Genomic DNA, 20,404 nt, shown 5'->3' on the forward strand with positions numbered 1-20,404 from the left:
TAGGCTGCCTTTTCCGCTGCCCAACACATCATGAAAGCCGCTTGCACAGAAACTGCACAAATCTGCACGCGATCTCATGTGTTTTGCCCAACTCCCTGCAATCGAGGTCTCTAGATCTCCCCCAACTTCATTCTTTCAAATGATTTTGGGGCAAAATCAATGTTATCGACCTCTCGCAAACAGCTGCCATGGATGCCTGTCCTTGGCATTCAGGCGCGTCTTATCCTCGGCCTGGGGCTCTGCCTGCTCGCAGATTACTTATTCTTTGGCCACCGCGCAGAAATCGGCTTCAGCATCTTCATCGTGGCCGTTGCCTTTGCAATCATGCTGGCAGGTGCGGGCAGGGTAAGTGCTCACCGTGCATGGATCGCAGGACTGACAGTGATTGTTGGCGTTGCGCCAAGTGTGCTCCAGTGGGATTTCCTCAGCGGCCTTATTGCGATCCTGTCACTAGCCACAAGCGCACTGATCATGAACTTGCGCATAAACGCCTTCGACCTGAAGTTAATAAGAGTGCTGCTCATTTTCCTGCGCCGTTGGCCGCTGGGCTTTGTGAAGGACATGATCACCCTAAGTCGCGTGAAGCGTCGCAAGCGGCCATTTTCCAACTACGCAAAACTGGCGTTCGCCTGGTTCTTGCCGCTAACGCTGTTCCCAGTCTTCCTCTACCTGTTCAGCTCTTCCAACCCAGTCATCGAGCAATGGTTGCTCAACATCAATCCTGGAAAGTTCTTCGAAAAACTGAACATGGCACGCATCGTGTTTTGGTCCATTGCCTTTGCTCTGGTCTGGCCGTTTCTGCGGGTCAAGTTCAGGAAAAAGCTGAAGAAAGAGAAAACTACTGTACCGAGTGTCAAAACACCGGAGCAGGAAGTCGTCCAGGCCTATCAATCAGTGATGGATGATCTCTTTGGCTACAAGGCAGTGGTTCGCTCACTGGTCCTCTTCAACGGCCTCTTCGCCCTGCAAACGGTGTTGGATGCTGTCTACCTGTGGGGTTCTCAAGAACTTCCTGCAGGAACCACATACGCCAATTACGCACACTCAGGCGTTTATACGCTCATCATCGCCGCTCTGCTTGCTGCAATCTTCGTGTTGTTTGCCAGCCGTTCAGGGGCTGCGACTGCAAAATCCAAGCTCGTGCAGGTACTACTGCTGGCATGGACAGTTCAAACCACTCTGCTTGTGGTCTCCTGTCTTGCGCGCCTCGGCAATTACGTCAGCGAGTATTCAATGACTTACCTGCGCTTTTACGCGTTGATCTGGGTGATGCTGGTGCTTATCGGGGTGCTTAGCATTGTTGTGAAGCTCGCGCTGAAGCGTAACAACAGCTGGCTTGTTCGGGTAAACATGCTTGTGGTCGCGGTGATCCTGTATTCCCTCAGCCTCACAAACACTGCCGCTTTGATCGCAAACTACAATGTGACCTACGCCGAGGGCACCAAGTTTGACCATTGGTATCTGATCAAGCTTGGTCCGCAGGCAATCCCCGCAATTGATGCGAAGATCAGAAGCGAGTTGGACCGCGAAAGTGAAGGCAAAAGTAAGTATCTGATAAAGTTGCAGTCCTCCCGGCGTTACATGGCTCTCCACGTGCGGCTCGATGCAAGGGATTGGCGCCTTTGGAGCCTTAGAAATCAGTTGCTGCTCGATTATCTGCAAGAGAATGAGGTCCCGGTTGAATTGCAAACCCCGACTGAGTTGCAAACGGCACCAAGCGACAGTAAAACTCGATATCGTGACGATCCGGGCCTCTGAAAATGCAAAATATTCTCGTAGTTGATGATGACGCTCATATTCGCGACGTCATAACCTTCGCAATCGAAAAAGCCAATTACAAAGCAAGTGTTGCTCAAGATGGGTTCGAAGCTGTCGCCCGTTTCAGGAACGAGCCGGTAGATCTGATCGTCCTCGATATCGGCATGCCTGAAATGGATGGTTTTGAGGTTTGCCGGGAAATCCGCAAGCACTCAGAAGTGCCGATCCTGTTCCTGTCCGCACGTGATGAAGAAATTGACCGAATCCTCGGTTTGGAGATGGGCGGTGATGACTACGTCACCAAGCCATTCAGCCCTCGGGAGCTTGTCGCGCGTATTGGCGCAATTCTGAAGAGAACGAAAGGCCCCAAGCTCGCAGAACCGGCAAGCTCTGCTCAACGAGAAGCCGGAGGCGTGCAACTGGATGCCGCGTACCGATCCGTGACGTATCGCGGGCAACCTGTGGAGCTGACGTCAATCGAGTTTGAGATCCTGAAACTGTTTCTTGACCGTCCAAGAATGACGTTTTCGCGCGACAAAGTTATAGATCTTGCATACCCGCCAAATATCCATGTCTCCGATCGCACCATCGACAGCCACATCCGCAATTTGCGCTCGAAGCTGACAAATGCAGGGGCTCCCAATCTTATCGAAACTGTTCATGCCGTCGGGTTTCGGTTAGCAGCCATGTCTGCAGCATCATGAAGGCTGCAATAACACGTAAAAAGTGGCGCCCGACCCTAAGCATGGTTGTCGTTGCCGTGTTGCTAAGCGTGCTTCTGCTGCCATTCGCCATCATCTTGTTCTTCCGCATCTTCGAGCATCAGATTTTCCAGCAAACAGAAAATGCGCTGATTGCTCAAAGTGCTGTCCTGTCTGCAGTCATGTCACGCATGGTGGCCGAGCAAGAGGAGATAGAGCTCGGTGAGTTTGCAGCCATTAAGCAAACCATCTCCATTGAGAATGGTCCATACAAGCCCATCGCCCCCCGTAACTATCTGTTTTCTGCAAAAACATTTCCACGCCGAGCAAGAGCGCGTCCTTCAAACGATCCTTCGAGCGACATTATGCAAGAGATCGGGAGCCGCTTGTCTCCCTTGCTCATAGAAACCCAAAAGGTCACTTTGGCTGGTTTCCGGGTGCTGGACCACAAAGGAAACGTCATCGCTGGGCGCAGCGAACTAGGGCTCTCTCTAAGCCACATTGAAGAGGTTCAGGCCGCGCTTTCGGGGGAATACAAGAGCGTTTTACGAGAACGCATTTCAGATGAACCAGCTCCGGCGTTCTCATCCTTAAGCCGCGGAACGGCAACGCGTATTTTCTCCGCAATGCCAGTCATCTTGCACAACAAGGTTGTCGGCGTGATTTATGCGTCCAGAACCCCAAGCAACACCATGCGCCAGCTCTTCAAGCAATGGGAAATTGTTGCCATAGCAAGCGCATTCACATTGCTGGTGACAGCGCTGATTGGCTTTGTCTTTCTGCGGGTAATCACGAAGCCAATCCACGAGCTCATAGAGCGCACGCAGCGAATCAGTACGGGTGATGCAAACGCAATCGCCCCGCTCAAGCACAACGGTACACGTGAGTTTGCATCGCTGGCAGATAGCTTCCTGTCAATGGCGCGCAAGATATCTGAGAGAGCAGATTACATCTCAACATTTGCCTCACACGCCGCGCATGAACTGAAGTCTCCGATCACAGCAACCAAGGGCGCGGTAGAGCTGCTCATGGAGTCTGGTGAGGACATGTCGAAGGAACAGCGAAACCGCTTTCTGAATAACATACTCAAAGACTCCGACAGGGTAACAGCCCTGCTGGATCGCTTGCGTCATCTGGCGCGTGCAGACAACCCGAAATCAACGGGTCAGTTGGATCTGGAAAACCTGCTCAACCACCTGCAGAATCAATACGCTAGTCTTGAAGTGAACTGTAAGAGCCAATCTTCGGTCCAAGTGCCGATCACGCTTGAAAATGCAGAAATCATTTTCTTCAACCTGGTGGACAATGCGATCAACCACGCGGCCACAAAAGTTACTATCCAAATCGAAGAAACGCCGACAACACTGCGATTCTACATTTGCGACAATGGAAGCGGTATTTCTGAGGGGAATGCAGGTAAAATTTTTGACCTGTTCTTTACAACCCGTCGCTCAGAAGGTGGGACCGGAATGGGTCTCGGCATCGTGCAGTCGATGGTGAAGTCTCACTACGGCTCTCTCACCTTTTTGGCGGATCATGCAGAAACAACCTTCTGTGTTGAGCTGCCCAAAGTCCTGCCACAGGACGCATAATCCCGAATCTGTGTGTGGCTTCCCCCTGCTTCGCGGGGAGCGTCTAGCCTAAAAAAAAATCTTGCGCTGTTCTTTATAGGACAGCTTGTTTCATGGATCCGCGCGACACTCATCTAAAGCAGCTGCAAAAACAAGGCTGCCACACCGAGTACGGTATTGCAGCACTGCATTCGGTTAAAAAATAGGTGAGCGTCACCACTTCGGTCAGACAGCAAATTTACCGAGTGGATAAGCCTCCCGAGGTCTTTGAAGTTGCCTCAACACAACAACACTTCAAAGACATCTGGCCGACCTGCGGAAACTGCCAAATTCGTGGGTCGGCTCCCCCTTGGAAACATAAAAAAACGCAAGAACCCGCCCTTATGCACTCCCGCAAACTTACATCCACGGGAGCACATATCATGAGTGTCAGGCGTCGCCGTTCATGTGTCGGTTACCGCTTTGCACGCGTTTGATCATTTTTGAGAAGTTTTTTGAACGGGACCGGGACTGCGCAACAGTCTCACTGTTGTATTGCTCTTCCCGTACCAGCTTCTGCCAGCGTTTCAACCGGGCAGCATCCAGCTCACCCGACTCAATCGCAGCCTGGATGGCACACCCAGGCTCTGCATCATGGCTGCAATCACCAAACCGGCAGTCCTCAGCAAGATCAACCAGATCCTGAAACACCGCCGAAACGCCTTCGGAAACCTCATAGAGCCTCAAGGCACGCATACCCGGCGTGTCCATAAGCCAGCGTCCTTCACCAATCGGGTAAAGGCAGCGTGCCGTCGTTGTATGCCGACCTTTGGCATCATCTTCACGAATTCCAGAGGTTTTGGCGGAAGACCCGCTCAAGCTGTTGAGAATGGTAGACTTACCAACACCAGATGACCCAACCAAAGCCGCTGTTTGTCCGGCTTTCCACCAATCAAAGAGCGGCGTGATTTGAGAGGCATCGCGGGTATCCAGCGCGATGACCGGCAACAAAGGATCAATCTTTTGCACCTGGACTTCAAAGTCCCGCGTGTCCTCCACCAAATCGGCTTTTGTCAGCAGCACAACAGGTTGAATGCCAGCTTGCTGGGCAACAGCCAGATATCGCTCAAGGCGCGCAATGTTGAAGTCTTTGTTGCAGGAGGTGGTTATGAACAGCACATCCAGATTAGCCGCAATCAGCTGCGTGCGTGCATCTTCCCCCGCGGCCCGTCGTTCCACGACAGTAAGGCGGTCAAGAACACGCGTAACCTGAAACTGAGAATCATAGATCACCCAGTCACCAACGGCATAAGAGCCGGTAGAACCATGGCCTGGGACGCTCAAAGAAAACTCTCCCTCACTGCTGATGGCGACCATCTGGTTCCTATGAACCTGAGTAATGCGCGCAACAGAAAGGGTTTGCAGCTCGTCATCACGAAGCTGCATCATAAAATGAGCCGACCAACCCAGCTCAATCAATTTATGGGACATTTATCTGCCTGAAATAGAACAGCACCATAGGGTCGCCGTAGCTATCGCATACGGACCCCAAAGTGGGTCAGGCAGGTAAGGCGTGTTGCCTATTTAAACGAACCTGCCTGAGGCACCTTTATTACAATCATCAAACACCTCCTTTGGTTACGTTTCGGGCATCACACTCTTGTGCAACATCTATGAGCTTATAGAGCTACCGGGTGTTTGGCAAGCAGGATTCCCGTGCGGCATAATGGCCAAAGCGCGTTGTGTCTGATTGGCTTCAGTCAAACTACAAGAAGTCGCTGCACTAAAGATTTTGGAGCGCGATGTGCTCTAAGAATTCGACCTGGCTTCGAGCGCCAGATGGATCATTTTTGCCACGTCCAGCACGTCATCATTCAGCGCTTGCTCAACCAAGCTGATGTCCACCGTCATGTCATAGAGCTCGCCAAAATCGTCTGTAAACGGACTGTTCTTGTATGTGTGGCTGACAACAAATGCACACGGGGAGCTGACCTTCAGCTCGCACGTCTTCTTTTTCTTCTTCAAGCTGACAAAGAAGCCATGCCCCCAGTCATTGGTAAAGGGAAACACGATTTGCCCCCGCAGCTTGGTATTGAGATAAAGCTGGGCCGGGATCGTTGTTGTGCCATAGCAAAGGTAGACCCGATCTAACGGTGCGCCTTTGTAATCTGCATGAACGTTCGCAATGGACGCCAGATTCTCACGACACGGATCATGCAGTTTGTCATGCGGTTCATCGAAGTAGACAACGCCTTCAGCGCCAACCACATGAGCAATGATGGCAGTGAAATAACCAAGGCCAGAACCTGACTCAAAAACTGCCATACCCGGCTTGAGGTCTGACCAGTTGAAGATCTGCGCCCATAAAGACGGCTGACCAGTATTGATATTGGCCTCGTGCACAAGCTCTACCAGCATGTCCTGATAAAGGTCCTCAGGATCCTCCAGAACCGCCCTGCGGCCATATCCTTGCGTTGTGATAGCGACACGCCATGGAGGAGGAAAGAGGAAACCTTCTTTGCGAACAGTGGCAAACGCATCCATCAGCAATGCCCGGTTCCCACCGCGCAAATTGTAACAAACTTCTTGTGCGTATGCGTTTTCAGACATCGCAGAAAAACCGCCGCCTCAAGAGAAGAGAGAAAGTATGACCCATGCGGCCGGATTCAATCAAACCGCATCGGTTTACTCAAATCAAATATTAGAGCGCAGCACGTGAGTGCCACAAACTCCAGGACAGACTAACTTTTCCCAAGAGTAATTGAAGACCAGTTGAAATAAGGGTCCAAACTTTAACGGAGCCCTATTGCGCGGAGCTGGTCCCAAGGCTTGCAAGCTTCTTCGCAGAGGGAGCCCGCCAAACTTGGTAAAGGCCATATCCAATCAATGGGATATAAATAAAGTTTGAAATGAAAGAAGAATTGATGAGCCAGTTTATCATCTGATCTGGTTCAAGAAGTAAGAATAACGTTATGTGGGAGTAAAGTCTAAATACAACGGAATAAAAACTAATGGCAAATGAGATCCCGATGTAAAGCCCAATAAAACTCAGAAGATTAATTCGTTTAGGAGCTACAAAGAAGCCTGCGAGTATAAAGAACAGGACAATTGCGGACCGTAAATAGTAGATTGTGACAAGTCCAGGGATAGGAGGGAGGTTTGAAACAGCGTTAAGAAAGATGCTGCTGAGTAGTCCCAATAATGCCTCTGAGGAAAGGACAATAAAAGCATAGCATAGGTATGTGCGGATCAGTTCAGCACGGCTGACACTGAACATTGCGATGTCAGGACGAGGCTGTCCTGCTGGTTCTTCTGGTGTTTTCATAAATCAATATTTTGGTCAGATAAATGCAAATTGACCGATGAGACGGTCCGTGAAATTGCGGATCATCTTATGTTCTATACATGCATATGCAACCTAAAGTGCAAAATCTAAGACTTATGGTAGTAATAGGAAGCGCAGAACCCGGCTCGCCTGATCAGAGGCTCCGTATTTTGCACAGCGCTTATTTGGGTGCAATGTGAAGTTTTATCCAGGCATTTCATAGCTGTAAGAAGCGCAGAAATTGGATTGGCTTTCCATGCCTTCTACCGTCATAGGCGGCATATCACCGTCAAAAACATCGATTGCCAGCATGTTCTTGCTTGGGTAGCTGAGAACGAGGTAGCCATCTGTCGTGTCTGGCAAACAGAGATTGTTGTCACGGATCAGCATGAGCATATCAGCGCCCGTAAAGCGGTAGAGATTGGGAACTTCGCTGGTTACAGGCTTAATATGCAACACACTTCCTGTCGCCATCGTGATTGAGGTCATCCCCACGACGATGTCACCGGTAATACTCGTCGCGGTGGTGCTGGAGGCACCCCATTTTTTATCAGGAGCCTCGCCAGCATAAGCAAGCGGAATAGAAGCAAGAGACAAGCCCAGAAAGACAGAAGTAATCTTGATTTTCATTTGGAACTACCTTGATTGAAACAGTCAGGGCGTAGGTTGCCCTACGACTTGTTGTAGGTAAACGAGCCGCAGAACCCGGCTTGCTGATCAACGCTCTTGCCAGCTTCAGGCGGCACATCACCTCCGAAGACATCAATCACGAGAAAATCTGGCTGCGACCGGTCGATGATCATGAAACCTTTATCGACGTCTTTCTCGCAGAAAACTTTGCCCTCTGGCAGGTCGAGAGAAGTTGCACCAGTGAAGGAGAAGAGGTTGGGGGTATACCCTTCAACGCCCGTGATTGTCAGAATTCCAGATTTGCCCATCTCGATCGTCCCGGGAGCCAGAATAATGTCTCCGGTGATCTGCTCAGCTGAAAAGCTGTAGGCGTGCCAGTCTTCAGGGCCGGCAATTTCCGGCTCGTCCTGAGCAAGGGAACCAACAGGTGTCATCATGAGGGCAACAATGCCCAGAGCACCAGCGATACTTCGTAAGTTTGGATGCCGCATCTTAAGTCTCTTGAGGCCTCTCTCCGTTTATCGCGGAGATCCTATGCGGCGAACATAAATATCTTCCTAGATCGAAATATCGAATTGCAGGCAAAACAAAAGCCACGCTGGAATCCAACGTGGCTTTGTCAAAGTACCGACGGAATGCCGGAAACTTAAAATTCTTAGTTTGGCTTCGCTTCGCCGTTTTCGCCTGCAGCAGGTGCCTGCTGAGCAGCAGCAGCCTGAGCGAGGTTCTGACGGTACAGAGCTGCAAAGTCGATTGGATCGAGCAGCAGTGGTGGGAAGCCGCCATTGCGCGTGGTGTCTGCAAGGATGTTGCGAGCAAACGGGAACAGCATGCGTGGGCACTCGATCAGGATGAACGGGTGCATATGCTCCTGAGGAACACCGGTGATCTGGAATACGCCACCGTAAACGAGTTCAACAGCAAACAGAACCTGCTCAGGAGTGTTCGCTTTTGCGTTCAGAGTAATAATAACTTCGAACTGGTCTTCGCCAATTGGGTTTGCACCAACGTTTACGTTGATGTCCAGCTTTGGCTGCTCACCTGGCTGAAGAGACTTTGGAGAATTAGGGTTTTCAAAAGAAAGGTCTTTAATGTACTGAGCCAGGATGTTCATGCCTGGTGCAGCTGCTTCACCCTGTTCACCAGCAGTATTAGCTTCACTCATATCGTTTTTCCCGTGTCGCAATAATAATCACTGGTACAACACACTGTCACTCTTAAGCGTTTGTTTGCCGTACCTGCGCAACTAAATGGTGGCTAGCATGCCCCAGAGGCGGATACAAGGCTATGCTAACATTTCAGCGGCAAAACAAGATAGTTCTGCCACATAACCCATTGGCAAGTGGATCACCTGTGATTTATGAAGGGCCTCTGTGACATATTGGAGCAAGATTAAATGATAGGCACACCGGAAGGGCAGTCGCGACTGTTAGACCCGCAGATCAAGCTGGATACGCTTGTGCGCCTGCGTTGGTTGGCAGTGGCAGGACAAACTGTCTCTTTGCTTGTGGTGCACTATCTGCTCAACTTCCCGCTGCCCATCGGTTACAGCTACGTTCTGGTGGCCGCATCCGCCTGGCTCAATGTCATCCTCAAAATTCGCTGGCCATCAAGCACGCGCATTTCCAAAAATGCAGCAGCAGCTCAGCTGGCCTACGATATCATTCAGCTCGGTGGCCTGTTCTACCTCACAGGTGGTCTGGGCAACCCGTTCTGTTTCCTCATTCTTGCACCTGTTGTAGTCTCTGCAACCGCTCTCTCTTCCCGCAACACCATCATTCTCGGCGCGCTGGCCGGGGCAGTCGTCACGCTGCTCACCGCGTTCCATATGCCGCTGCCATGGTACGATGGCACGCAGATTGATCTGCCGCCGCTCTACCTTGTCGGCGTCTGGTTCTCGCTCATGTGCTCCATGTTCTTTATGGCAACATACTCTTTGCGGGTTGCAGAAGAAGCTCGCCAGCTCTCCAATGCATTGGCAGCCAGTGACATGGTTTTGGCTCACCAGAAGCACCTGTCCGCGCTGGACGGCCTTGCAACAGCTGCCGCGCACGAACTCGGCACACCGCTGGGCACCATCTATCTGACGGCCAAAGAACTCTCCACCGAGTTTGAGAAGGGCGATCCACTGCGTGAAGATGCTGAGCTGGTTTATTCTCAGGCCGCGCGTTGTCGTGAAATTCTGAAGAAGCTCACAAGCCTGTCCAGTGATGCCGATCAGGTGTTCCAGCGCATGCCGATTTCGCTGTTGCTGGCAGATGTATCTGAGCCGCACAGAGGCCTCGGCATTGAAATCAATATCAAGGCCGAAGGTGTTGGACCAGAACCTGTCGGCGTCCGTGATGCTGCCATCAGCTATGGCCTCGGAAACCTGCTCGAAAACGCTGTAGACTTCGCAGAAACCACCGTTCTTTTCGAAGCAAAGTGGGATGATAAGCACGCCGAAATCTTCATTCTGGATGACGGACCAGGCTTTGCGCCGGACGTGCTTGCCAGAATGGGCGAACCCTATGTTTCCAAACGCTCTGCGCCTGCAATTTCAGAGGTTGGCGAAGAAGAATTTGAGGACGAAGCTGAACGCCAATCAGGCGGAGGCTTGGGCCTTGGCTTCTTCATTGCCAAAACATTGCTGGAGCGCTCTGGTGGAAGAGTGAATTTTCATAATCGAAAAGATCCTGACCACGGAGCGCTGGTTCATATACGTTGGCTACGTGAAACTATGGATCAGGGAGCGCAAACCCCAGAATCTTGAGAGTAAATCTCTAGGTATCCTAGTAAAAATACTTTAGCGAAATCTGGCTATAAAAGCCCATGGGAACTTCCCTTAACTGAAAAATATACTAAAGTGTCCTGTGAATACCGTAGATTAATCGGACCTGCAAAATGACAGAACCAGAAGTTGCACCTCTTGGACGCCTTCTAATCGTTGATGACGATCGTGCTTTCCAGCAGCGCTTGGAACGTGCGATGCAGAAACGAGGGTTTCACACGGAAACCGCTGACGGCGTAAGAGAAGCGCTGAGTAAAGTTGCAGCACAGGCACCTGATTATGCTGTCGTAGACATGCGCCTCGAAGATGGCAGCGGTCTGGACGTGGTTGAAGCCATCCGCATGAAAAAGCCGGACGCGCGCGCAATCATCCTGACCGGCTATGGCAACATCGCAACCGCTGTAACTGCCGTAAAGCTTGGTGCCATTGATTATCTCGCAAAACCAGCTGATGCCGATGACATTCTGGCAGCCCTGACCCGTCGTCCAAACGATAAAGCCCCACCACCAGACAATCCAATGTCTGCTGACCGGGTTCGTTGGGAGCATATCCAGCGCGTTTACGAACTGTGTGACCGCAACGTTTCAGAGACAGCCCGTCGCCTGAACATGCACCGCAGAACACTCCAGCGGATCCTGGCAAAGCGCGCACCGCGCTAATCCAGCGGCATTCATTGCTACAAAAACACAAAAGCGCGGCTCAAACCGCGCTTTAATTTTGTCTGTACTTGGGAAGAAGACAGATGTGTTAGTTCAAAACGGAAGCCTGATCCTTTTCCCACTCTTCTTTGCAACGATCCCAGCCTTCGAACATTACTTTCAAAGTTACGGCGTACTGTCGCTCGTTTATGAGTTGTGCGACAACTTCAACTAACGCCACTTTGTCTTCGCATCCTTTGAATAGCCAAGCATTCAGGTATTCTTCTTTACCTTGTGTAAACTTGTGTTTCCAAGTTTGGCTGTCAACTCGAGATTTGTAGTGAGGGTCTCCATAAGCATGAGTCGCAATGTTAAGTAGCTCCTCACTCTGTTTAATCACTGCTTGATGGTCACCAAATTTGGCAGGTAGATCAATAAATGCGGAAACGAGACAGGTTCCGGTGCGCTCATGGTATCTAAGTTGGTAAACATAGTTTCTTTGGGACATCTATGCATAGCCATATGTATTTGGTCTCGGCACATCTTCCGAGGGTTGATGGATCGGTTTCTGGTGTGATGCCAAATGGTCCTTTAGCAAGGGACGTAAATGGCGAGCAAAAGAAAAACAGAAATGATACGAAAAGAGTGAAGCGCTTCATTCGCACCTCCTAAGAACAGCTGCCCCTATCTTTCAGAGATTCTAGCCAAAGTGCAATCAGTATATGTATGTGTGTGAATTTGAAGATTAATGTCTGTACTCGGGAACGTGAGAGAGCTTTAGCTCTTCTCTTCGCTCTCTAAGCTGTGCTTTTGGATCAGCGGAAGCTGCATCATGGTGAAGACCATGGTGATTGGCATGAAACCAAAGACCTTGAAGTCCACCCAGAAGTCCGTTGAGAAGTTGCGCCAGACAAACTCATTGATCAGCGCCAACACAAAGAAGAACAGACCCCAGCGCATAGTCAGCTTGCGCCAGCCTTCAGCATCCAGCTTGAAGGCGCTGTCAAACACATAGCCCAGCAGAGACTTACCGAAGAACAGCCCACCCAGCAAAATGGAACCGAACAAGGTATTCACAATGGTTGGCTTGAGTTTGATGAACAGATCATCCTGCAAATACAGCGTCAGTGCGCCAAACACGAGCACCACAACACCAGACACCACCGGCATCACGGGCAGATGACGGGTGAGGATGTAAGACACGGTGAGGGAGATGGTGATTGCCACCATAAAGGCAGCTGTTGCAATAAAGATTGGCTGACCAAGGGCACCCAATGCAGGAAACATCTCAGCAAGCTGTGCGCCTCTGGAGTTGGCGATGAAGAAAACGCCCAATGGACCGAGCTCAAGGGCCAGTTTCAAAAGTGGCGAAACGTCTTGGCGCTCAGTTGTCTGCGTAGAGCGTTCTGAATTCATCTGCAAAGGCTTCCTTTTGTTGCTTTTCTCCCGACCTGAGAGATTTAAGCAGCAATTTTGCTATTAAAAGGGCAATTAAGAGCGAAATTGCAAAATCGTCAAGTTTTATGGCACCAATATAGCCGTTTTGAGGGGCTATAGCCTTAATTATGCGTTCATCTTGCAGTGAAGAAGCGTGAACTACTTGGTTTGGAGTGGAAGTTAAATTTCAGACCTCACTCCTACCCCTCACGCAAACCTGTAAGAGATGCCAACAGATTGTGTCGCACTCTAAACACTAGAATTTCATTTCGCCCGCAACCTCTGAATGAGTTATGCTTTGTGCAAGTGGGAAATCCGGGAACGATGATATTCAAAGGTCTTTCTAAAATGGCTGTTATTGCAATTCTTCTGGTCGCGCTTGTGGTTGGCGTCACTGTAAAACTTATCTGGCAAAACTCTAGAGTGCCGGATTCTGTTGGCGTGCATGATGGTCAGTTTGCAGCCCTGCCCAACTCCCCCAATGCCGTCTCTTCTCAAACAGAAGACACAGCCCGCCGTGTGGAGCCTCTGCCCATGCTCTCCTCCTTTGAGATCACACAGGCAGCTCTCACCAACACCTTGCAGGAGATGAGCAAGAACAAGATCAGCAAGGTGGAAGGATCATACCTCCACGCCGTCTTCACAAGCTCAAGCATGGGTTACAACGATGATGTAGAGCTCTGGATCGATGAAGAGGCAGGCGTCGTGCACTACCGCTCTCAATCCCGCGTCGGCTACAGCGATATGGGCGCCAACAAGGCTCGCTACGAGCGTTTCAGAAGCATTTATTCCACATTCACTGACACTGAGAATTGACTCAGAGGCAACTAACACACCTGTGAGTTTCGCAGAGTCAATATCCCCTTGAAATGACTCATGAATCTACCCGATTGCATACAGTGCAACTGACTCTGCGGGAGATAAACCGCAGAAACCTTGAGACTCACAAAACTGTAAGTAGCCAGTGAGTCTGAAGCGGGTCAGGAGAGCAACCTACTTGCTGCAGTGGCTCTGGCATTTGAAGAAGATGAAGCTTGGGTTCTTCTGCAGCTTCTCATAATGGATCGGAGATTTTTCCTTCATCTCGGCAGCTGGCATCCCTTCGCGCAGGTCCACAACACACATTCCGGCAGCTGAGAGCCACCCAAACAGCATAGAGAGTGGGCGGCGATAAAAACTCACCTTCACCGGCATACCAATGGTGTTCCATTCCTCCGTCACATGTTCCTGACGCAGATAACTGCCGCTTGGAGAACACTGCGCATCCACCAGCGGATGATGCGTTGAGAACACGAAGTAACCACCCGGCTTCAACACGTTCCCGATGTCTCTGAAAAGCTTGTTCAGCTCTTCGACGTAATGGATCATCAACGGACAGATCACGATATCAAACGTGCCTTCCAGTTTCTCCGGCAACCCATTAGACAGGTCAGAGGTGTAGCACTTTACGTTGTCGTCCAGCTTCTCTTTCACCAGCTTCAGCATCTGCTCAGATTCATCAATGCAGGTCACATCTGCACCGTGATCATAGAGAAACTGCGCATACACGCCGGGGCCGCACCCAAGGTCCAGCACCTTCAGCCCTTGCAGTGGCGGCAGCATGCCAAGCAGGGTGGGGCGCTCTAAAAGAGCGTTGTAGATGTTCTCCTGAATGGCCTCATCATACTGCTCGGCAAAATCGCTATACAACCGAGATGTCATTCACGTACTCCGCATCAAACACATGTTCCCGAACAAGACCTCTGATCAACGCCTAGGAATATGCGACAAAACCATAATTAAAAGCAGCCGAAACCAACCGGAATAAAGGTAAATACCTTTCAAAATCCGTGTTTCTGCCATGCTGCCAGATGGGCCTTGTATGAGTCTAACGCGAAAAAACTGTGTCGTGATGACGGCAAGCTCAAGCTCATATCACAGCAACTACGAGATGCCGGAGTGCTTGAAAAACGGCAGGCCTACCGCTTTTCTCTCAATAACCAGATAAAGAAGACCCCGCCAACAAGCCCAGTGATAATGCCAATCGGCATGTCCTCCGGCTTCATCAGTGTCCGTGCAGCCACATCCGCGAGCAACAAAAAGATTGCCCCGAACAATGCTGAGACCGGGATCAGACGGCGATAATCACCGCCCACGAACAACCGCACAATATGAGGCACCATAAGCCCCACAAACCCGATCATACCCGAGAACGCGACCATAACACCGGTAATCAGTGCCCCAATGACAAAGGTCTCCAGCCTGAATGCACCAACGGAGATGCCAAGCGTGGTCGCTGTCTCATCGCCAATGGTCATGGCGTTGAAGTGCCCGGCCCGCAGCCACAGCCAGACCCCGCAAAGCACTAGCACCACCAGCGGGTAGATAAGGTGTCCCCACTGCGCCAGACCTAACCCGCCCAGCATCCAGTAAACCACACTGTGCGTTGCCCGCGGGTCTGCCAGAAAGATGAGGATGTTCGCGCCTGCCATCAGCACAAAGCTCACCGCCACACCGGTCAGCACCAAGCGATCTGCACTGGTCGCGCTTGTAAACTTCGCTACCCCAATCACAATAAGTGTCGCCCCAAGAGCACCCAGAAATGCCAGCAAAGGCACGGTGAGCATCCCCAAAAACAGCCCCGTATGCAGCAGCGCCAGCACAGCACCAAACGCACCACCAGCTGAAATCCCGATCAGATGCGGATCAGCCAAAGGGTTGCGGGTAACGGACTGAAGGCAAGCTCCCACGATGGAAAGCCCGGCCCCCACCATGATCGCCAGCAGCGCACGGGGCAGGCGGATTGCCCAGAGAATACTCTCCCGCCCCAGCGACCAGCTCGGCTCAACGGCCCCCGGCACCAGTTTGTTGGCAAGAACACCCCATACAGTCTCCATGGAAATGGAAACCGCCCCAACGGAGACCGCAAGGCAAACAGAAAGAACCAGCGCAGCCAATCCCACGCAGATGATCTGCAGCATATGATGAGAGGAGCCCTCTTTGGGGGCAACAACAACACCGGTTCCTTCGCTCATTCTTAGTTCCCCCAGAATGCCGCTGCGAGTTTCTTGATCGCTTTGATGTTGCGCGGCCCTGGTGTTGCCTCTGCATATTCCAGCGTAACGAACCGGTCGTTCTTCACCGCATCCATATCCGCAAAGGCGGGGTTGTTGAGCATGAACTCACGCTTCTGCTCAGCAGTCACCTCGCCGTAATTCACAATCACGATCATCTCTGGATTAGCCTCAACAACAGCCTCCCAGTTCACCCGCGCCCAGCTCTTTTCCAGGGTATCCATAACGTTGGTGCCGCCGGCAGCCTCAATCATAGCCGTCGGCATGGCATAACGCCCCGCCGTAAACGGAGAATCCTCACCACTGTCAAACACAAACACGCGCAGCGGCGTGTCGCCAGCGCTCAGGCCAGCCTTGAACTGCGCAAGATCATCGCGGTAGGACTGAACCAGCCCTTCAGCACGCTCCTCAACATCAAAGATGCGGCCAAGGTTCAACAGGTCATTGTACATATCATCCATGGAAACCTTAGGCTTCTCGCCAATATGGATGCAGCTCTCAGTCAGCTCGTACACCTTGACCCCAAATGGTTCCAGCGTCTCCGGTGTGAGCTCGCCACCAACCCTCATGCCATAATTCCAACCTGCAAAAAAGAAATCCGCGTCAGCACCAATTAGGATTTCTTTGTTCGGATACTTTGGGGCAAGCTCCGGCAGCACAGCCACTTGATCCGTGAGCTCTTCATCCAGCGTCTTCCACCCAGAAATACCGGTGTAGCCCACCATGTTGTCCTGCAACTCCAGTGCCAGCATCATTTCTGTGAGGTTGGAGTCATGCGATACCGCCCGCTGCGGTACGCTATCAAATTCGACGGTGCGGTTACAGCTCTTGACGGAAACGTCTGCCAGCGCAGCGGAAGAGGAAAGTAGCGCCACAGCCAGCGCCAAACCAAGTTTTTTCATGAAAAAGTATCCTTAAGAATGCAGGTTGAATGTCAGAAGAGAGTGCTGTCGGTCCACCAGCTGATCGCGCGTTGTACGCACCTGAAAAGCCTTGGAAACCAAAGCGGGGGAGAGGATTTGCTCCGGCGCCCCAAAGCCAAGCATTTGCCCGTGGTCCAGCAACAGGATCTGGTCACACACCTCAGCCGCCATGTTCAGGTCATGTAGACTGGTGATGATCGTCAGATCCAGCTCTTCAATGAGCTTCAGAATTTCCAGCTGATGGCGAATGTCGAGATGGTTGGTCGGCTCATCCAAAATGAGCAGCTCTGGCTCTTGCGCCAGTGCTCGCGCCACCATCACCCGCTGCCGCTCCCCGCCAGAAAGCGTGCCAAACAACCGCCCGGCCAACCCGTCCAGCTGCAAAGCGCGGATAGCACGGTCTACCACCTGCCGGTCGCGCTCGCCAGATGCCGCCAGACCGCTGCGATAAGGTGTGCGCCCGAGCTCCACGATCTCACGCACCTTCAACGCAAAGTCCGTCGGTTGCTCTTGCAACACCGCCGCCACCCGCTGCGCCGTCACTTTGGCGGAGAGCGACCAGATGTCATCGCCGCCAACGCAAATCTGCCCGCTCATCGGCTTGTTGAACCGATAGAGCAGCCGCAACAGCGTAGACTTGCCAGCCCCGTTCGCGCCAACCACGCCAAGCACTTGCCCCGCAGCCAGTTCAAAACTCAACGGCTGCAACACCAACGAACTCTTACGATCAGGCGCCCACGAAACATCGCGCACAGAAACAAAAGCCGCGCTCATGCCAAAGCACCCTTGCGCAGCTCAGCCCCAATCAACCAGCCGAAGGTGCCCAATTGATGAGAAACAGGATCAAGCATCGTACCAACCCACCTGAGTGAAACGCTACACATCATCAATGTAACGTTATAACGTTACATTGATTGTCGAATCCTGAAGCAAAAGTCAAGCGCACACGCGCGTCGACCATCAGCGGTTCGCAAAACGATCCGGGATAAAGTTTAAGTCTTGAGGAAACAGGTAACATAACGCCCTCCGCGCAACGGCAGGGGCAAACAGAAACCGGATATGTGAGAGGCTTGCGCCAATGCAACCATTATGGCCTCCTCCGGGACGCCCCGCCCGGGTTGAAGTGAAACATAATGGCAGGTCTCCTGACTCGCGGGTCTGTGCTCAGCCAGCCTTCCCGGATCTCTCCAGTGGCATGCTTGGCGTCGCTCGCCGCTTACAGTTGCGGGGGCAGTCACGGAATTAGCGCCTGTTGGCTACACTTCACCGTGTTCCCTTTTAATCCCGAGGCCTTTCGCACCTCAGAAACCATAGGCCCACATACTGAATTTTGCAGACCCCAATTGCAAGCGCTTTCGAGAATAGACCTGAGGTGCTGTTGATAGCAGCTATCACCACACCAAAGTCACCCCGCACTAGATGCGGGACTTAGAGCCACGTGCTCATGTGCTCCTAGCTCTTTCGCAATCCGTTCTTGATAATCTCACTATGCATCCAGTGGGTGTCACTCTGTACGTGATCTGCCCGCACATACTTGGCCATATGTGTCGTCATGTCAGGCTCTTGGAATGCCTCACTGGTTCGCACGACAAAGCCCTCCTGCTTGCTCAGGTTGAGCCCGTTCAGCACTCTGTCAACGCTTGCTTGAGTGAAAACGCCCCTGTGCAACACCGGAACAGGAGCGATGCCCAGCTCTGAGAAACGGTCCAGCGTCGCATCCCAACTCTGTGTGACGCCGCCAACAATCCATGCAAAACCTAGAAAGTAAGTGGGCAACCTGTCATAAGCGACGGAATGACGGGCAAACAGATACTCACCGACGATCCGCTCATCCTCAGCAAGACACGGCGAAACACCTGCCGCAAAAGCTTTCATCCAATCACGGGATGGATGATACCCACTGTCAGGGCTACGCGCATGGCATCCACTCTGCAGGATAGTCGTGTTCTCGCCGTCCATCTTCTCGGTAAAGACGACCTCTGCCGCGCTTTCCAGAACCGCCAAATCCCGCAGGATCTTGTCATCGCTCATAACACCGGGAGAGCTGGGTAAATGATAGGTGCGGCCATACTTCTTCATGGATCCCGCAGCTCCTTATCTCCAAAGCGAATAAGGGAACTCCGATTTTAATTCCTATGCTCATTGAGCCAGGACACCGCCCCTTCTTCTTATCGGGTGGTGATTACAAGCTTTAACGAGCAACCACAACCACCCACCGTCTTCCCGGACAAACGCAGTGCAGATCCGGGATCCAGAGCAACACGCTCAGGCATAAGCCACGGCACAAACACCTTGCTCCCCCCCACCATCCACATCCCTGTCAAAACTACCAGTTTGACAGGGTAATAACCTCATCCCATTCTCATGCATGAAGCGCACAAGTCCTTTGTTATGGGCGGGAGGGTGGTGAATAGAATACCCTTTCGAGGGGAATAAACTCGCCTGTCTGTTTGCAGGTTTCTAGCCTCCCGCCCGCCAAAGGGTTCTCACGCCACCCTCCGTCTTCCCGGACAAGCGCAGCGTAGATCCGGGATCCAGAGCGACATGCTCAGGCATAAGCCACGACACAAACGCCTCGCTAACCCCGTCATCCACATCCTTGTAAAAACTGTCAGTTTGACAACCGTCGGTTTTCATTCCACATTCATCTGTGAGGCTTCGAAACCTCCTTTAGACAGCGGTAACCGCTCCCGTTAACTAGCGGATTTTTTGTGCCTTTTTTCTAAGGGCGCAGACCCTTTGCTATGAGCGGGAGGGCGGTGAATACAATACCTCTTTCGGGAGGGAATAAACTCGCCTGTCTGTCTACAGGTTTCGAACCTCCCGCTCGCCAGCGGGCCGTCGAAAGCCTTGTTGTCGCGCGGTTGTTCAACACCCTATAGACAGAGGGATTGAGAATGACCGACTCCGCATGTGCGTGTGGCACCACAAATACTTTCCAAAATGAAATTGACGAAGTCATCGTTGCTGTCTCGGATTTGCAGAACCTCTCGTATATTCAGCATCTCGTGCTGACAGAGAGAATGCAGCACTCCAGCGAGCACGATGCCCTGTTCACTCTGCATCACGCCTTCCGCGATCGCCTCGAAGCGCTCAAGAAAAGCTGCGGAATGTTAGAGCGAGTCGCTCATCCGCAGCCAATAAACACAAAAACTCCGCTTCCTGATTAAGCCGTGCAGCTCTTTGCTCGCTGGCACCCTCCCGAAAGCCCCATCGGTTTTCAATCAGGGAGATGCACAGGAGCAAAGAAAAAAGCCAGCCTCATAAAAAGGACTGGCTCACAAAATGGCTTGATCGTGCAGCGCGCTCCACGTGATCGGTACCCCTGACCACGCAGAGCTCGTTCAACAGCACTGTGATGGGTAAATGGCACGAACCCGTGCCACTTGCCTCCGGTACCAATGGCGAAACGCAAATACACCCCGCATCCTCGCCAAATGGTGCCCTGCTGGTCTGCGGCAATACCACCCCGCCGCAGGCCAGCGCCTCCTTAAAAATACCAGTGCCACCCACACAACGTCCACTCCCTGAAAAATAAGGGGTAGTATGCATCTCATCAAATCGATTTGCCGAAACTCGGTTGAGAAAATAAAGCTGAAGGCTGATTGAATGCAATCTA

General features: G+C 51.9%; 21 protein-coding genes and 1 riboswitch. Of the genes, 7 read left to right on the plus strand and 14 right to left on the minus strand.

The genetic code is table 11. The features are described 5' to 3' along the window. Positions 1-159 precede the first annotated feature (159 nt). The 3 genes from PsAD37_RS02675 to PsAD37_RS02685 are packed head-to-tail and all read left to right on the plus strand — an operon-like array spanning position 160 to position 4,051. Positions 160-1,758, plus strand: coding sequence for a DUF4173 domain-containing protein (locus PsAD37_RS02675; RefSeq protein WP_208991649.1), 1,599 nt, complete (start codon positions 160-162; stop codon positions 1,756-1,758). A 2-nt stretch (positions 1,759-1,760) separates the two neighbouring features. Continuing rightward, positions 1,761-2,462 (plus strand): response regulator transcription factor, encoded by a 702-nt coding sequence (locus PsAD37_RS02680; RefSeq protein WP_063294818.1) that lies wholly within the window; start codon positions 1,761-1,763, stop codon positions 2,460-2,462. After that, entirely contained in the window at positions 2,459-4,051 is a 1,593-nt protein-coding gene (locus PsAD37_RS02685) for a HAMP domain-containing sensor histidine kinase (protein ID WP_063294819.1), read from the plus strand. Before PsAD37_RS02680 ends, PsAD37_RS02685 begins: the two co-directional genes overlap by 4 nt. Positions 4,052-4,459: 408 nt before the next feature. On the opposite strand, the gene rsgA is transcribed toward PsAD37_RS02685, so the two are convergent. The 6 genes from rsgA to secB form a co-directional block, all read right to left on the minus strand. Continuing rightward, positions 4,460-5,500 (minus strand): ribosome small subunit-dependent GTPase A, encoded by a 1,041-nt coding sequence (gene rsgA, locus PsAD37_RS02690; RefSeq protein WP_063294820.1) that lies wholly within the window; start codon positions 5,498-5,500, stop codon positions 4,460-4,462. Between the two features lie 318 nt (positions 5,501-5,818). After that, the gene (locus PsAD37_RS02695) at positions 5,819-6,619 is read right to left on the minus strand and encodes a protein-L-isoaspartate O-methyltransferase (protein WP_063294821.1); all 801 of its coding nucleotides are present in this window, start codon (positions 6,617-6,619) and stop codon (positions 5,819-5,821) included. A gap of 193 nt (positions 6,620-6,812) precedes the next feature. Continuing rightward, on the minus strand, positions 6,813-7,334 hold the full coding sequence (locus PsAD37_RS02700; RefSeq protein WP_063294822.1) for a hypothetical protein: 522 nt from the start codon (positions 7,332-7,334) through the stop codon (positions 6,813-6,815). Positions 7,335-7,538: 204 nt separating this feature from the next. Beyond that, positions 7,539-7,964, minus strand: coding sequence for a hypothetical protein (locus PsAD37_RS02705; RefSeq protein ID WP_063294823.1), 426 nt, complete (start codon positions 7,962-7,964; stop codon positions 7,539-7,541). 41 nt (positions 7,965-8,005) lie between these two features. Continuing rightward, positions 8,006-8,455 carry a hypothetical protein gene (locus PsAD37_RS02710; RefSeq protein ID WP_063294264.1) on the minus strand — a complete coding sequence of 150 codons (450 nt, stop codon included), beginning with the start codon at positions 8,453-8,455 and terminating at the stop codon, positions 8,006-8,008. 164 nt (positions 8,456-8,619) lie between these two features. Beyond that, the gene (gene secB, locus PsAD37_RS02715) at positions 8,620-9,129 is read right to left on the minus strand and encodes a protein-export chaperone SecB (RefSeq protein ID WP_063294263.1); all 510 of its coding nucleotides are present in this window, start codon (positions 9,127-9,129) and stop codon (positions 8,620-8,622) included. Positions 9,130-9,360: 231 nt separating this feature from the next. On the opposite strand from secB, the gene PsAD37_RS02720 reads away from it, so the two are divergent. Next, positions 9,361-10,716: an ActS/PrrB/RegB family redox-sensitive histidine kinase gene (locus PsAD37_RS02720; protein ID WP_063294824.1), complete on the plus strand. Its 1,356-nt coding sequence runs from the start codon at positions 9,361-9,363 to the stop codon at positions 10,714-10,716. A gap of 131 nt (positions 10,717-10,847) precedes the next feature. Next, positions 10,848-11,393, plus strand: a complete 546-nt coding sequence (locus PsAD37_RS02725; RefSeq protein ID WP_057463014.1) for an ActR/PrrA/RegA family redox response regulator transcription factor — start codon at positions 10,848-10,850, stop codon at positions 11,391-11,393. Between the two features lie 88 nt (positions 11,394-11,481). Here the strand turns inward: PsAD37_RS02725 and PsAD37_RS02730 are convergent, their stop codons facing one another. Beyond that, a complete protein-coding gene (locus tag PsAD37_RS02730; RefSeq protein ID WP_063294825.1) occupies positions 11,482-11,880 on the minus strand; it encodes a hypothetical protein in 399 nt (132 codons plus the stop codon). Positions 11,881-12,149: 269 nt separating this feature from the next. Continuing rightward, entirely contained in the window at positions 12,150-12,788 is a 639-nt protein-coding gene (locus PsAD37_RS02735) for a septation protein A (protein ID WP_063294826.1), read from the minus strand. Positions 12,789-13,157: 369 nt separating this feature from the next. Between PsAD37_RS02735 and PsAD37_RS02740 the strand changes: the two genes are divergently transcribed. Continuing rightward, positions 13,158-13,625 (plus strand): DUF1499 domain-containing protein, encoded by a 468-nt coding sequence (locus tag PsAD37_RS02740; protein WP_063294964.1) that lies wholly within the window; start codon positions 13,158-13,160, stop codon positions 13,623-13,625. A gap of 177 nt (positions 13,626-13,802) precedes the next feature. Here the strand turns inward: PsAD37_RS02740 and PsAD37_RS02745 are convergent, their stop codons facing one another. The 6 genes from PsAD37_RS02745 to PsAD37_RS28255 form a co-directional block, all read right to left on the minus strand. Continuing rightward, positions 13,803-14,510 carry a class I SAM-dependent methyltransferase gene (locus PsAD37_RS02745; RefSeq protein ID WP_063294827.1) on the minus strand — a complete coding sequence of 236 codons (708 nt, stop codon included), beginning with the start codon at positions 14,508-14,510 and terminating at the stop codon, positions 13,803-13,805. A gap of 257 nt (positions 14,511-14,767) precedes the next feature. Beyond that, a complete protein-coding gene (locus PsAD37_RS02750; RefSeq protein ID WP_063294965.1) occupies positions 14,768-15,769 on the minus strand; it encodes an iron ABC transporter permease in 1,002 nt (333 codons plus the stop codon). A gap of 56 nt (positions 15,770-15,825) precedes the next feature. Next, a complete protein-coding gene (locus tag PsAD37_RS02755; protein WP_063294828.1) occupies positions 15,826-16,764 on the minus strand; it encodes an ABC transporter substrate-binding protein in 939 nt (312 codons plus the stop codon). Positions 16,765-16,776: 12 nt separating this feature from the next. After that, a complete protein-coding gene (locus PsAD37_RS02760; RefSeq protein WP_063294829.1) occupies positions 16,777-17,559 on the minus strand; it encodes an ABC transporter ATP-binding protein in 783 nt (260 codons plus the stop codon). A gap of 343 nt (positions 17,560-17,902) precedes the next feature. Next, positions 17,903-18,113, minus strand: a riboswitch (cobalamin riboswitch). Between the two features lie 124 nt (positions 18,114-18,237). Beyond that, on the minus strand, positions 18,238-18,864 hold the full coding sequence (locus PsAD37_RS02765; protein WP_063294830.1) for an RNA ligase family protein: 627 nt from the start codon (positions 18,862-18,864) through the stop codon (positions 18,238-18,240). 381 nt (positions 18,865-19,245) lie between these two features. Then, positions 19,246-19,422, minus strand: coding sequence for a hypothetical protein (locus PsAD37_RS28255; protein ID WP_193778201.1), 177 nt, complete (start codon positions 19,420-19,422; stop codon positions 19,246-19,248). A gap of 260 nt (positions 19,423-19,682) precedes the next feature. On the opposite strand from PsAD37_RS28255, the gene PsAD37_RS02770 reads away from it, so the two are divergent. Further along, on the plus strand, positions 19,683-19,955 hold the full coding sequence (locus PsAD37_RS02770; RefSeq protein WP_063294831.1) for a hypothetical protein: 273 nt from the start codon (positions 19,683-19,685) through the stop codon (positions 19,953-19,955). The last annotated feature ends 449 nt before the right edge of the window (positions 19,956-20,404 follow it).

The sequence above is a fragment of the Pseudovibrio sp. Ad37 genome, assembly GCF_001623075.1.
Classification (GTDB): Bacteria; Pseudomonadota; Alphaproteobacteria; order Rhizobiales; family Stappiaceae; genus Pseudovibrio.